Consider the following 13,415-nt stretch of genomic DNA (forward strand, 5'->3'; position numbering starts at 1 on the left):
GAGGGATTCTAATGGTATTTAGAGCAAAAGATGATCGTTACGATAATATGAAAGTAAGACGTGCAGGAACAACGGGACTGCAGTTACCTGCATTATCATTTGGAATGTGGCACAGCTTCGGTGACGATGCTAATTTTAAAGATAGTGAAAAGGTAATGCTCCATGCTTTCAACAAGGGAATCTTTAGCTTTGATTTAGCTAATAACTATGGGCCCGGTTCAGGTGCTGCTGAAAGAATGTTTGGCCAAGTTTATCGACGCGATTTAAAGCCTTACCGTGATGAATTAATTATCACCACTAAAGCTGGATTTCATATGTGGCCAGGTGTTTATGGTAACTATTCTTCAAAGAAGACCCTCGTTACTGCGCTAGATCAAAGTCTTCAAAGAATGGGACTTGATTATGTGGATATTTATTATACCCATCGATTTGATCCTAATACTCGATTAGAAGAGACTGCTGAAGCCCTTGATGGATTAGTTCGTGCAGGTAAAGCACTTTACATTGGAATTTCTAATTATGATGGCCATCAGACTGCTGAAATGATTAAATTATTTAAGGAACTGAAGACTCCGTTTGTAGTTAACCAGAGTTCATATAATATGCTTAATCGAGAGCCGGAAGATGATGGGACCCTTAAGACCTTAGCAGATAATCATGATGGCTTTATTGCTTACGGTCCTTTGGCAGAGGGCCTTTTGACTAGTAAGTATCTAAAGGGGATTCCAAGTAACATTAAATTGCATAAGACTAACAAGTTTATTTTGGCTAATGGTGATGAAAGTGCTGTTAATAAACTAAATAAATTAAACGATATTGCACAGAATCGTGACCAGACACTTGCCCAAATGTCATTAGCATGGCTATTACACGATCCAACGATTGCCAGTGTGGTCACTGGTGCGTCAAAAGTCGATCATTTAGATGATAACCTGAAGGCATTGGATAATCTTGACTTTACTCAAGATGAATTAGATGAAATTGACAAAATCGTTAAGTATAAATAATTAAAAAAGGTATGCTTACTAAGCGTACCTTTTTGTTATTAAGACTAATAATAATATATGAGACTAAAATAAGGGCTGAATCCAAACAATTGGATTCAGCCCTTATTGTTAATTGTTCATGATTAGCATTGGCAAGATTAGGGGACTTCTTTGTGTTTTTTCATATAAGAAGTTTGATAAATCATTGACAATTGCTTTACTAATTGATTTTTCGTCTGCATTTTTATTCTTCATGGCACGACGGATGGTTCTAAAGACTAACTTTCGTCCTTCATCAAGTAATTCACCTGATTCGCGCATATAAACGAATCCACGTGAGAGAAGGTCAGGACCAGATTGGATTTCCTGGTTCTTTAAGTTGATGGTAGCAACCACCACTACTAAACCTTCTTCTGAAAGAAGTTGACGATCTCTTAGGACTTTGTCTCCAATATTTCCAACGCCATTGCCATCAATATAAACATCACCAGCATTGAAGTATCCAGCAACACGAGCACTATCTTTTGTTAAAGCAAGTACTTCGCCATTTTTTAGGATAAAACAATGGTCGGCAGGGACCCCACATTCTTGCGCAAGTTTAGTGTGGATCTTTAACATTCGGTATTCACCATGGATCGGAACAAAGAACTTTGGCTTCATTAAACGAAGCATTAGTTTTTCTTCTTCTTGGCCACCGTGTCCAGAAGTATGAATGTTATTAATCTTACCGTGGATGACTTTAGCGCCGTCTTCTTCAAGCTCATTAATTACCCGGTTGACACTTAATGTGTTACCTGGAATTGGGTTACTTGAAAAGACAACCGTATCACCTGGTTGAATCGAAATTTGTCGGTGAGTTCCGTTAGCAATTCGAGCCAAAGCAGCCATTGGTTCACCTTGAGAGCCGGTACACAGGATCATAACCTTATCTGCCGGTAAGTGCTTTAACTCTTGAGCATCGACGAAGGCACTGTCAGGAACGTCTAGGTAACCAAGCTTTCTACCATTGACAATGGCTGCTTCCATACTTCTACCAAATACAGCAATTTTACGATCATGAGCTAGTGCTGTATCAATAGCCGTTTTAATTCTTGAGAGGTTGGAAGCAAAGGTAGCAAAAATAATACGGCCCTTGACTTCGTCAAAAATATGACGAACGGATTTTCCAACCCATTTTTCTGACTTAGTCCAGACCGGCTTTTCGGCATTGGTACTGTCAGCCATCAAACAGAGTACACCTTCCTCACCCAGTTTGGCCATGGCTTGTAAATCAGGCGGCTGATTAGTGACAGGCGTGAGATCGAACTTATAATCTCCCGTTTCCACAATGACACCGTCAGGCGTATGAACAGCGACTCCCATTGTATCTGGTATTGAATGAGTGGTTCTAAAAAAAGAAACACTCGTCTTTTTGAATTTCAAAACTGACTTATCATTAATCTCGTGAAGTTCAGCCTGTTTTAACAAGCCGTGCTCTTCCAATTTGTTTTTGATTAATGCTAATGCTAGCGGGCCAGCGTAAATTGGAACGTTGAGAACCTTTAAAAGAAAGGGCACACCACCGATATGATCTTCATGACCATGGGTGATTACAAGCGCCTTAATTTTGTCCTTATTATCAATTAAGTACTGATAATCTGGGATGACATAGTCAATTCCCAATTGATCATCTTCTGGGAACTTGATTCCAGCATCAATTAAGATGATTTCATCCTGGAATTGTACACCATAAGTATTCTTACCAATTTCTCCGAGTCCACCAACACCATAAATAGCAGTTTCGTTATTTTTGATGTTTAATTTCTTCATAACTAGTTAAACTCCGTAATTTTAAAACCGGGATCATTTTTTTCAAATTCAAGGTGCTTCCCTTCGAGCGGTTCAATGAATTCAATGTTGTACTTTGTGTGTTGTTCAAGTTTAGTTCTAACGTCAGCAACGGTTTTAGCTTCTAAGTAAATCGTTTTAGTTGCTTCACGTTTAGGGTTAGAATTATTTTCATCTTGATATAAAACCTTGTAAATCAATATAATTACTCCCTTTTTGTTGATTTAATGTTATTTTTCGTACATTAGGTTGCAGGAACGCAACAATTAATCATATTTTAGCATATTATGGTAAATAAGTATAGAATCATGTGAATCGACAAACATGTTTCATGTTAGAATTGATCTATAAATTGACCTAATAATCAATAATGGGAGAAGAACAGTGAAAATATTTTTAGAATTGGTCGTTGCAATTGTCGTTGCTTTTTTAATTTATAACTGTTTGCATTATTTTTTTGTCACTTTACCGACCAAAAGGTATCAGTTAAAAATGAAGCATAGCGTTGATGGCGAAATCTATAAAGTGGTCAAATACTTTGAGGTTGAAGACAAACGTGAAATTGTGCAAAGTTACGTTGGGTCACAAGTACTGTCTGATTTCTGGGGTAGGGGAGTGATGGTTTTTGAATATCGTTGCGTTGTAAAAGAGGGCTATGATGATGCGGATCTCTTACGGGACCTTTTTAATCAAAAACTATCTGAATATGCCATTTCAGATGGTTTTATTGACTCCAATCATAAAAAAACGTTGATTGTGACTGACTGTTGGTTGAACAAAAGTGTAATGGTTTTTGATGTAGCCAATGTTATTAATCCTGCAACTCATGAATATTTAAGTGATTTGGATAAGTTAAATGAAAAAGAAAGGGAGACGTAGTAACGTCTCCCACAAAAAACACGATATTAATCAAAAAATACTTCATCTTCGGTTTTGGAAAATGGATCATCTTTGTCGATATGATCGTAAAACAAAGTTCCGTGAAGATGATCAATTTCATGTTGAGCAATGATGGCTGGATAGTGTTTTAACCTGACTTGATGAACTTTACCGTTCAAATCTTGATATTTAATCGTAACACGGTCTGCCCTCGGAACAAAACCAGGGACATCACGATCGACCGATAAGCATCCTTCACCTTCAGTTAATGCACCACGTTGAACGGAGTTTGAGATAATAACTGGATTTATCATAATTGCCTTGAAGGGCGATTTTTGGTCTTCGCCTTCTGGTGGGGTTAAAACAGCAGCCATTGATTTGGATTGTCCAACTTGTGGAGCTGCCAAACCAACTCCTGCTCGCAAATGGTATTTGTTACATTGTTCAGGATCCTGACTAACTTCCAAGTAATGCATCATTTTTTCGCCTAATTTACGATCTTCATCGCTAAGTGGAAATTTAACGGGTTGACTTTGTTCCCGTAACACAGGATTTCCCTCTCGAGTTATGTCTTTCATTAGGTACATAACGTTTTACCTCCTAATTCATGTCAACTTCTACCAGTTATTTTATCATAAATCGCAAAACCAGTTAATTTCATGGTATTTCAGTATTTTAATTTACTCTTATGTGCAAAAAGAAATTTGAAATGGTATTTTATTAACAAGCAAAAAATTAATAAATTCTTTAAAAACAAAGAATGGAGGAATTGGAATGCAACCAAAAATATTAATTAAAGGAAGCATAACCAGGATCTTATCACTTTTGAACGCTTTAATTGTTTTAGACTTTCCCGTTACTATCCAAGTAGACGACAGTGAACAAGTTCGATCAACCGTCTTTTCTAGTAAGATGTGTCATAACTTGTCAATCCAGATTGCAAGTAAGCCAGAATTAAATAATTTCGATGCATTATTGTATTTGCCAAACGTTGATTTCTATAATCCCAAGTTGACGGATGCTACTCAAATTGCAGAAGACTTGAGACCGGAAATTGATAAACTAAGGAATTTAATCAATGACTGTGTCTCAAATGGATTTCGCGGTAAAATAGTGATTGATGCCCCACATGATGAAGTTTTTACGTATTTTGCAGCAAGTTTTTCTGGACTTGATAATCAAAATATCATTGGCGTTGGAACTCTTCCCCAAGAAATGCTACTAAAGAATGAGCTCCAGAGGAATTTTGACGTTAGTGCTGATGATATTAATGTCAATGTCTTAGGATTAAATACTAATAATTTAGTCGCGTGGAGTAGGGTTTACATTGGTCCTGCAACCTTGCTTTCATACCTGGCTGATGATAGTAACAACTATAGTAGTGACATCATTACTCAAGTTCAGGAAGTGATTGATGATCAGGGGGTTGTTATTAATGAAATGATTCAAAGTAAAGCTATTGTCCGACTACTTTTTTCGATGTATGAGGGTCAATCGTTAATTTGTTCAGTTGTAAATGTTGATAAAGAAAAAGATGAGCTAAGGCTGGATGTTAGCCCCAAACTAATTAATCGAAATGGAGCAGCTCAATCGATTCGACTTCAGCTTTCAGAGGACGAACAAAAAAAGTTAAACTCAGACGTTGAATGGGCCAATAATATTATTGCAGCCGTGATTAATGGAGGAAAAAATGCCTCGAAAAACTAATGATAGTTATTCTTATCCCATTGTTGATGATTGGAGTCGAAAAGAATTAATTGATGTTTGTCATTTCTTTGAAAATATTGAAATGGCTTATAATAATAAGGGAGTTAATCGAAAGAAACTAATGGATAGTTATCGACGCTTCTGTGAGATTAATCCGGCAAGAGTCGAACAAAATAATTTACAAAGAGATTTTGAAAAGCAGTCTGGTTTAGATGTGTATCATGTTGTTAAATTAGCAAAAGAAAACTCGGATTTAAAGACCATTAAGCGAAAGGAATGATTTCCATCACAACAGTAGATGATTTAAATAAAATTGATCAAGATGTTTGCCAAATCTTAAAAACCGCACGTGCGTTTGTCATGGAAAGATTAAATGGTCATTTAGACGTAGATGAAAAAACTGGAAGGAAAGATTTAGTTACAAACATTGATAAAGACAACGAAAAGTTTTTTGTAAAACAGCTAAAAGCACTTAAACCTGACAGTAAAGTTCTTGGTGAAGAGGGCTTAGGTGACAAAATTGACAATTTAAACGGACGGGTTTGGATTGTAGATCCAATTGATGGAACGATGAATTTTGTAAAGCAACGTAATCACTTCGCAATGATGATTGCCTATTATATCGATGGCGTACCAACGCTCGGGTTCATTTATGATGTTATAAATAACAAGTTGTATCATGGTGGCCCTGATATTGGTATCTATGTTAATTCTGAGACAATGAATCCTCCAGTTAACGGTTCTCTTGAAGATGGGTTGATTGGAATGAGTGGTCCGCTTGTTATTAGGGATGTTTATCATATGCAAGAAATTGCAGAGGCTAGTTCTGGTTATCGAATTTATGGTAGTGCTGGGATCGAAATCGTTGCTGCTCTTTGCGGGGAGACAATCGGTTATATTTCGCATTTAAGGCCTTGGGATATTGCTGCTGGTCGTGTTCTTGCTGAAACGCTTGGGATGACCGTTTCTACTATTGACGGCAAGCCCATAAATATGCTATCATCAAACACAGTTTTGTTAGCGACAAAAAAGGCGCAAAAAGATATTCTGAAAATTTCGACGAAGCGTTAATCAAAAGCTGTGATGGACTCACAGCTTTTTTATCGAAGTTGGGTTATTAACTTATCAAATTGCAAATTTTTGAATTGCTTTTTTGAGGAGGAAACATTTTTGAAAACAAGAGACGATATTAGAAACATTGCCATCATTGCCCATGTCGATCATGGTAAGACGACCTTGGTTAATGAATTATTAAAGCAATCTGACACATTGAATGATCACACTGAGATTCAAGATCGTGCGTTAGATTCTAACGCGATTGAACGTGAGCGTGGAATTACCATTCTGTCAAAAAATACTGCCGTTAAATATGGCGACAAACAAATTAACATTTTGGATACTCCAGGACATGCCGACTTTGGTGGAGAAGTTGAGCGTATCATGCGAATGGTTGATGGTGTCCTTTTGGTTGTTGATGCAGCCGAAGGAACAATGCCACAGACCCGTTTTGTTTTAAAGAAGGCTTTGGAACAACATTTGACTCCAATCGTTGTAATCAACAAAGTTGATAAGCCTGGTGCAAGACCTGAAGCAGTTGTTGATGAAGTTCTTGATTTATTCATTGAATTAGGTGCTGATGAAGAACAACTGGAATTCCCAGTTGTTTATGCCTCTGCTATGAACGGAACTTCAAGTTATGATCCTGACGTTTCAAAGCAGGAACACACTATGAAGCCGGTTTTTGATACCATTATCAAAAACATCCCTTCACCAATCGATAATTCAGACGATCCATTACAATTCCAAGTTGCAATGCTTGATTATAACGATTTCGTTGGTCGAATTGGGATTGGCCGTGTCTTCAGAGGTAAGATCAAGGTTGGGGATAATGTTGTTCTCATGAAACTTGATGGGAGCACTCAGAAGTTCCGTGTTACTAAATTGATGGGATTCATTGGTCTTCAAAAGGTTGAGATCAATGAGGCTAAGGCCGGAGATTTAATTGCTGTCTCTGGAATGGAAGACATTAACGTTGGTGAAACCGTTGTTAGTCCTGATAAGCAGGAACCACTTCCTGTTTTGAGAATTGACGAACCAACCCTTCGAATGACTTTTGGAACCAATACTTCACCATTTGTAGGTCAAGACGGGAAGTATCTAACTGCTCGTCAACTTGGCGATCGTCTGAAGAAGGAACTTCATACGGATGTTTCTCTTCGAGTTGAAGACACTGATGATCCAGGTGCTTGGGTTGTTTCTGGACGTGGGGAACTTCATCTTTCAATCTTGATTGAAACCTTGCGTCGTGAGGGTTACGAACTTCAAGTTTCTCGTCCTGAAGTTATTTATAAGGATGTTGACGGAGTTAAGTGTGAGCCATTTGAATCCGTTCAAATTGATACCCCAGAAGAATATTCTGGTTCAATCATTGATACCTTGTCACAACGTAAGGGTGAGATGAAAAATATGGAAAACGTTGGAAATGGTCAGGTTCGAATGACTTTCTTAGTTCCATCACGTGGGTTAATTGGGTACAGCACCCAATTCTTATCATTGACTCGTGGATACGGAATTATGAACCATTCATTCAGTCAATACCTTCCAGCTATCAAAAATTGGAATCCTGGTCGTCGTAATGGGACCTTGGTTTCAATTAATTCCGGTAAAGTGACTACTTATGCCATCATGGCTGTCCAAGACCGTGGTAAGATTTTCACTGATCCTGGTACCGATGTTTATGAAGGTATGATTGTTGGTGAAAACGCACGAGATAATGACATTTCGGTTAATATTACCCGTGGTCGTAATCAGACCAACGTTCGTGCGGCTGGATCCGAAGATATTGCGAAGGTTAAGGAACCAGTTCATATGACCCTTGAAGAATCACTTGAATTCTTAAATGAGGATGAACTTTGTGAGGTTACTCCGGATCATATCAGATTGAGAAAGAGAATTTTAAATACTAATGAACGTGAAAAGGCAGCTAAGAAGCGTCGTCACAATTAATTAAAATAATTAAGACTATTTAACCATTGCTAAATAGTCTTTTTTTATTTGGTGATACTAGTATAATGAGAGGTATTAATTCATGGATTTTACATATTCAGTTGGAGATTAATATGATTAAATACTTAAAACAGCTAGACTGGTACATTATGGTACCGTACCTATTACTGAGTTTGATTGGAATTGTCATGGTCTTTTCATCTAGTGAAGGGCTAAGCGCTCATACTAATATGGCGTTTCGTTATCTGATTCTGCAATCGATATTTGTGTTTGTTGGTTTTATTGTTCTGTTGTTTTTTTCAAGGCTAAGAAGTAAATTGCTTGAGGGTAACTTAAAGTTCTATGTGTTAGCAATGGTTTTTATGGCCGTTGTTTTAGTGTTTTTGAAGTTTTTTGGTACTAGTACGAATGGGGCAGCCGGATGGATCAGAATTGGACCAGTTAGTATTCAACCGGCTGAATTTTGTAAGCCGTTATTCATCTTGTATTACGCAAATGTTTTAGCACACGAAAGACCATTCTTTAAGAACGTTGGGTTATTTAAAGAGTTTAGAACTGTTGCTAAGCCAAGCCTACTTCCAATTATCATGCTCGTTTTAATTTTCTTCCAACCTGATACCGGTGGTTTTGCAATTAACTTATTCATTATTTTAATGATGATTCTGGCAGCCGGAAGTAACTTTAAGGCTTCAAGAATTTGGATTGTTGTAATTGGCATCTTTATTTTAGGTTTTAGGATTTGGATTAAACCCTTTGATGGAATTTTAGATCATCTTCATAGTTACCAGTTTCAACGATTAATTAGTTTTTCCGACCCCTTTAAGTACATTCAGACTACCGGGCATCAATTGGTGAATTCTTATTATGCAATTAGTAACGGTGGTTGGTTTGGTGTCGGGATTGGTAACGGTATTCAAAAGATGGGTTACTTGTCAGAGCCAAATACTGATTTTATAATTGCAGTTATTGGCGAAGAACTTGGGATCGTTGGTATTTTAGTCGTTTTGGGACTTTTGTTGTATCTCGTTTTAAGAATTATCGCAGTTGGCAGTCGAACTAACGATACTTTTTATAGTACGATTTGTTATGGAACTGCTGCCTACATTTTTATTCAGACTCTATTCAATGCTGGTGGTGCGGTTGGTATGATTCCTTTAACTGGAGTTGCACTTCCATTTATCAGTTACGGGGGTTCAAGTATAACGGCACTTTCCATTTGTCTTGGACTAGTCCTTTATATTAGTAGAGTAGAAAAAAGAGAACGTAGTAATAAAAAAGTGAAGTAAGGTGAAATCATGGCCAAATTAACTGACCGAACGGAATTGATTGTTTCAACATACTCGATTCGTCAAATTAAAAACTTAAAGAGATTTGGTGATATTCGATTTGTATCGAAAAAGATGCATTATGTTATTATTTTTGTTGATAGTTCTGATTTAGATACGACTATCCAAGAAATTAGTAAACTTAGGTTTGTTAAAAAGGTTGGTGTCTCTAAAACCGTTGACTTGGCACTTACTTTTGGTGAGATTAATGCTGAAAATAACGTTGAAGAGTAGGAAACAAAAATGAGAATAATTTCAGGAAAATTTGGAGGACGTAAAATTAAACCAGTCCCTGGGAATCGGACGCGCCCAACAACCGACAAAGTGCGAGAAGCGTTATTTAACATGATCGGACCATACTTTGATGGCGGTAATTTTCTGGATTTATATGCCGGATCAGGAGCCGTCTCCCTTGAGGCCATTTCTAGGGGAATGGATCATGCCGTTTTAATTGATAAACAGTATGCTGCGTATAAAACTATTAAACAGAACGTTGCGATTGATCCGAATGCTGCTGATTTTTCTGTGTGGAAGATGAATGCCGAATCAGCACTGGTTAAATTGAAAGAAGAAGGTCATTTCTTTGACTATATTTTCTTGGATCCCCCATATAAAAAGCAACAGATGGTTAAACAACTAGAAGAAATTAGCAATAGCGGTTTGTTAAGTCATAATGGGATGGTAATCTGTGAGACTGACAATCAAACTGATATGTCTGATGATGTTAAAAACTATCGCCTCATTAAACAAAAAGATTATGGTTTAACGGTGATATCAATCTATCAAATTTTAATATAAAGGGAAAAATTATGAAAAAAGCCATTTATCCGGGTAGCTTTGACCCCATTACCAATGGACATTTGAATATTATTAAGCGAGCAACGCAACTATTTGACGAAGTTGTCGTTGCCATTGGCGACAATTCGAGTAAAGTGGGGTTGTTTACCCCTAAAGAACGGAAAGAAATGGTTGAAACGTGTGTGGCTGGCTATTCAAACGTTACTGTTAAGGTCTATTCTAATTTAACGGTTGATTTCTTAAAAGCAGAACATGCCAATATCCTGATCCGAGGGATTCGGGATACTAAAGACTTTGAAAACGAACAGGAAATTGCTAGTTTAAACCAAATGTTGGATTCGCAAATTGAGACCGTGTTGTTGTTTGCCAACCATGATTATGAATTGATTTCGTCTTCAATGGTTAAAGAGATTAATCATTTTGGTGGAGATGTATCAAAATTTGTTCCTAACGTTGTGTGTGAGGCATTAAAGGAGAAGAGAAATCAGTGAAGACAATCTGGAAATGGATTAAACATAACCGATATTTTTTGATTTTCCTAGGGATCATTATTTTTATATTGTGGTTCCTTTTTTGGCCGCTTAATGCTTTGATTGAAGCGCCTGGTGAAGCCGTTAACATTCAACCAATGGTTAAAATTCAAGGAATTAAACCAAATAAGAAGAATAAGTTTATGATCACTGCAGTTTCAATGTCGCAGGCTAGACCAATCACTTACTTGTATTCAAAAGTGAATCCCCATGTTTCAATTGAGAAAACGTCAGATGTGATGGGAAATCAAAGTAATCAAGAGTATGATAACGTACAAGATATTTATATGAAGACGGCTATCAATAATGCAATTTATGTTGGCTACCACAAAGCTCATGGTAAAATTAAGCAAAGTTATCATGGTGTGTATGTATTAAACGTTTATCCGCAATCCGATTTCGCTAATAAATTGAAGCCTGGTGATTTGGTTGAATCAATAAATGGAAAAAAATTATATAAGGGTCCCGAATATGTAAAGTACATTCAAAGTTTACCCAAGCATGGGCAACTTAAAATTACTTTTAAACGGAATGGAAAAGATAAACAGGCGATCGGCACAAAGAAACAACTGGTCAAGGGGTTTTATGGGATTGGAATCGGAATGATTGATGATATGAGTGTTAAAACTGATCCTAAGGCCAATATTAACCCAGGAAAAATTGGTGGACCCTCTGGTGGTCTGATGTTTGCCCTGCAAGTATATAGTGAATTAAAACATACGAATTACGATTACAAACGAATTGCAGGAACTGGGACGATTGCCGCCAATGGTCAAGTGGGCGAAATTGGTGGAGTGGATAAGAAAATAATTGCTGCTAATAAGAGTGGCGCACAGGTTTTCTTTTGTCCATACGTTAAACCGACTGAGCCAATTTTGAGAATGGAGCAAGGTCATAAGACTAATTACCAAGTGGCTAAAGCAACTGCCAAAAGGTATGCCCCTAAAATGAAAATTGTTCCGGTCACATCTTTTGATGACGCTTTGAATTATTTAAATCAAAAACACAGCTAAAAGCTGTGTTTTTTTCGTATTTAAATGTGAAAGGAGAGAAAGATGGATAAGTTATATGAATTTATTGAGGAATACAAGTACAGAATTATTGGAGGATTGATAATTATTGTGGTGGGACTGCTGGGATATTGTGTTTTTGCATCTCAAAATAGTAGCGGGCAAGCACCACGTACTAATTTGCAAACAACAGCCAAAGCAAATCGCAGAAAAAACGTTACTAAATCAACCGCAGAGAATTCGGCAGGCAATGGGAATGATGATCACCAACAAGTGTATGTTGATGTAAAGGGAGCAGTTAATAAACCAGGAGTTTATCAGGTTGGTAAAAACATGCGTGTTTCTGATGCAGTTGAATTAGCAGGTGGTTTTAATCGTTCAGCGGATGCTAAACACATTAATTTGGCGCAAAAATTGTCTGATCAACAGGTTGTTTATGTCCCAATTCGTGGAGAAATTAATGGATTACCAAAGACCAATCAAGTTGCTAGTGATTCATCAGGCAATTCGGCTGGAAGTGATAAGGGTTCTGATAGCGGAAAGGTTAATATTAATGAAGCAGATAAAGCTAAACTTCAACAGCTAAATGGGATTGGTGATAAGAAGGCTGATAAAATAATTGCTTATCGGAAACAAAGTGGCCCATTTAAAAAGCCTGAGGACTTGAAAAACGTTCCTGGATTTGGTGATAAGACCGTTGCAAATTTGAAAAGTTCGATTACTGTTTGAAGCAACTGTGATAGATAAATATTGGTATACTAGATTTAACTATTCTAGTGAAGGTGATGACAGTTATGAAAAAGAAGAGGATTCCGTGGGACCAATATTTCATGTTGCAAGCGATGTTAGTTGCGTCCAGAAGTACATGCAATCGACGATCTGTCGGTGCGGTATTGGTGCGAAATAAGCGAGTAATTGCTTGTGGATATAACGGTTCAGTATCAGGAGATGTCCATTGTATTGACGAAGGGTGTTATTTAGTAGATGGTCATTGTCAAAGAACAATCCACGCCGAGATGAATGCCATTCTACAATGTGCTAAGTTTGGTGAGTCAACTGATAATGCTGAGTTATACGTCACTGATGTACCTTGTTTGCAGTGTACAAAGATGTTACTTCAGGCCGGGATCATTAAAATCAAGTATTTAAGAAATTATCATAACAGTGAGTATGCTAAAAAGTTATTGGACATGAAACATGTCTCTTTAGAAAAAGTTGATGTTAATCAAAATGATGTTAATAATCTACCGTTTGAATCATTCTTATCCGTCGATAAATAATTAAAAAGAATTTTTTGGTTTTTACATCCATTTTGTGGGTGCTTGGTGCATTCGCATTTTTTGGAAA

Annotated in this window: 16 protein-coding genes; 13 read left to right on the forward strand and 3 right to left on the reverse strand. The window is 37.1% G+C overall.

Annotated elements, in window-relative coordinates:
* Positions 1-11 precede the first annotated feature (11 nt).
* The gene (locus tag AC6UD6_RS02350) at positions 12-1,007 is read left to right on the forward strand and encodes an aldo/keto reductase (protein WP_500693912.1); all 996 of its coding nucleotides are present in this window, start codon (positions 12-14) and stop codon (positions 1,005-1,007) included.
* A gap of 108 nt (positions 1,008-1,115) precedes the next feature.
* On the opposite strand, the gene rnjA is transcribed toward AC6UD6_RS02350, so the two are convergent.
* Positions 1,116-2,795, reverse strand: a complete 1,680-nt coding sequence (gene rnjA / locus AC6UD6_RS02355) for a ribonuclease J1 (RefSeq protein ID WP_500693911.1) — start codon at positions 2,793-2,795, stop codon at positions 1,116-1,118.
* Positions 2,796-2,797: 2 nt separating this feature from the next.
* On the reverse strand, positions 2,798-3,013 hold the full coding sequence (locus tag AC6UD6_RS02360) for a DNA-directed RNA polymerase subunit epsilon (protein WP_500693910.1): 216 nt from the start codon (positions 3,011-3,013) through the stop codon (positions 2,798-2,800).
* 184 nt (positions 3,014-3,197) lie between these two features.
* On the opposite strand from AC6UD6_RS02360, the gene AC6UD6_RS02365 reads away from it, so the two are divergent.
* On the forward strand, positions 3,198-3,692 hold the full coding sequence (locus AC6UD6_RS02365) for a hypothetical protein (RefSeq protein ID WP_500693909.1): 495 nt from the start codon (positions 3,198-3,200) through the stop codon (positions 3,690-3,692).
* A gap of 26 nt (positions 3,693-3,718) precedes the next feature.
* Here AC6UD6_RS02365 and def read toward each other — a convergent pair whose 3' ends face one another.
* Positions 3,719-4,279: a peptide deformylase gene (gene def, locus AC6UD6_RS02370; RefSeq protein WP_500695546.1), complete on the reverse strand. Its 561-nt coding sequence runs from the start codon at positions 4,277-4,279 to the stop codon at positions 3,719-3,721.
* A gap of 187 nt (positions 4,280-4,466) precedes the next feature.
* Here def and AC6UD6_RS02375 point away from each other — a divergent pair, with 187 nt between their 5' ends.
* The 11 genes from AC6UD6_RS02375 (at position 4,467) to AC6UD6_RS02425 (ending at position 13,348) form a co-directional block, all read left to right on the forward strand.
* Entirely contained in the window at positions 4,467-5,399 is a 933-nt protein-coding gene (locus AC6UD6_RS02375; RefSeq protein ID WP_500695547.1) for a Rossmann-fold NAD(P)-binding domain-containing protein, read from the forward strand.
* Positions 5,383-5,679 carry a UPF0223 family protein gene (locus tag AC6UD6_RS02380; RefSeq protein ID WP_500693906.1) on the forward strand — a complete coding sequence of 99 codons (297 nt, stop codon included), beginning with the start codon at positions 5,383-5,385 and terminating at the stop codon, positions 5,677-5,679. The genes AC6UD6_RS02375 and AC6UD6_RS02380 overlap by 17 nt, the downstream gene beginning before the upstream one ends.
* Positions 5,679-6,470 carry an inositol monophosphatase family protein gene (locus AC6UD6_RS02385; protein WP_500693964.1) on the forward strand — a complete coding sequence of 264 codons (792 nt, stop codon included), beginning with the start codon at positions 5,679-5,681 and terminating at the stop codon, positions 6,468-6,470. Before AC6UD6_RS02380 ends, AC6UD6_RS02385 begins: the two co-directional genes overlap by 1 nt.
* 99 nt (positions 6,471-6,569) lie before the next feature.
* On the forward strand, positions 6,570-8,405 hold the full coding sequence (gene typA / locus AC6UD6_RS02390; protein ID WP_500693905.1) for a translational GTPase TypA: 1,836 nt from the start codon (positions 6,570-6,572) through the stop codon (positions 8,403-8,405).
* Positions 8,406-8,518: 113 nt separating this feature from the next.
* The gene (locus AC6UD6_RS02395; protein ID WP_500693904.1) at positions 8,519-9,691 is read left to right on the forward strand and encodes an FtsW/RodA/SpoVE family cell cycle protein; all 1,173 of its coding nucleotides are present in this window, start codon (positions 8,519-8,521) and stop codon (positions 9,689-9,691) included.
* A 9-nt stretch (positions 9,692-9,700) separates the two neighbouring features.
* Entirely contained in the window at positions 9,701-9,964 is a 264-nt protein-coding gene (locus AC6UD6_RS02400; protein WP_500693903.1) for a YlbG family protein, read from the forward strand.
* A 9-nt stretch (positions 9,965-9,973) separates the two neighbouring features.
* Positions 9,974-10,528: a 16S rRNA (guanine(966)-N(2))-methyltransferase RsmD gene (gene rsmD / locus AC6UD6_RS02405; RefSeq protein WP_500695548.1), complete on the forward strand. Its 555-nt coding sequence runs from the start codon at positions 9,974-9,976 to the stop codon at positions 10,526-10,528.
* Between the two features lie 11 nt (positions 10,529-10,539).
* Complete coding sequence (coaD, locus tag AC6UD6_RS02410) at positions 10,540-11,019, forward strand: pantetheine-phosphate adenylyltransferase (RefSeq protein ID WP_500693901.1); 480 nt, start codon at positions 10,540-10,542, stop codon at positions 11,017-11,019.
* Positions 11,016-12,071, forward strand: coding sequence for a SepM family pheromone-processing serine protease (locus AC6UD6_RS02415; protein ID WP_500695549.1), 1,056 nt, complete (start codon positions 11,016-11,018; stop codon positions 12,069-12,071). Before coaD ends, AC6UD6_RS02415 begins: the two co-directional genes overlap by 4 nt.
* 42 nt (positions 12,072-12,113) lie before the next feature.
* On the forward strand, positions 12,114-12,797 hold the full coding sequence (locus AC6UD6_RS02420; protein WP_500693899.1) for a helix-hairpin-helix domain-containing protein: 684 nt from the start codon (positions 12,114-12,116) through the stop codon (positions 12,795-12,797).
* A 65-nt stretch (positions 12,798-12,862) separates the two neighbouring features.
* Complete coding sequence (locus AC6UD6_RS02425; protein ID WP_500695550.1) at positions 12,863-13,348, forward strand: ComE operon protein 2; 486 nt, start codon at positions 12,863-12,865, stop codon at positions 13,346-13,348.
* Positions 13,349-13,415: the final 67 nt, after the last annotated feature.

The sequence above is a fragment of the Fructilactobacillus sp. X8R2C1 genome, from assembly GCF_059900955.1.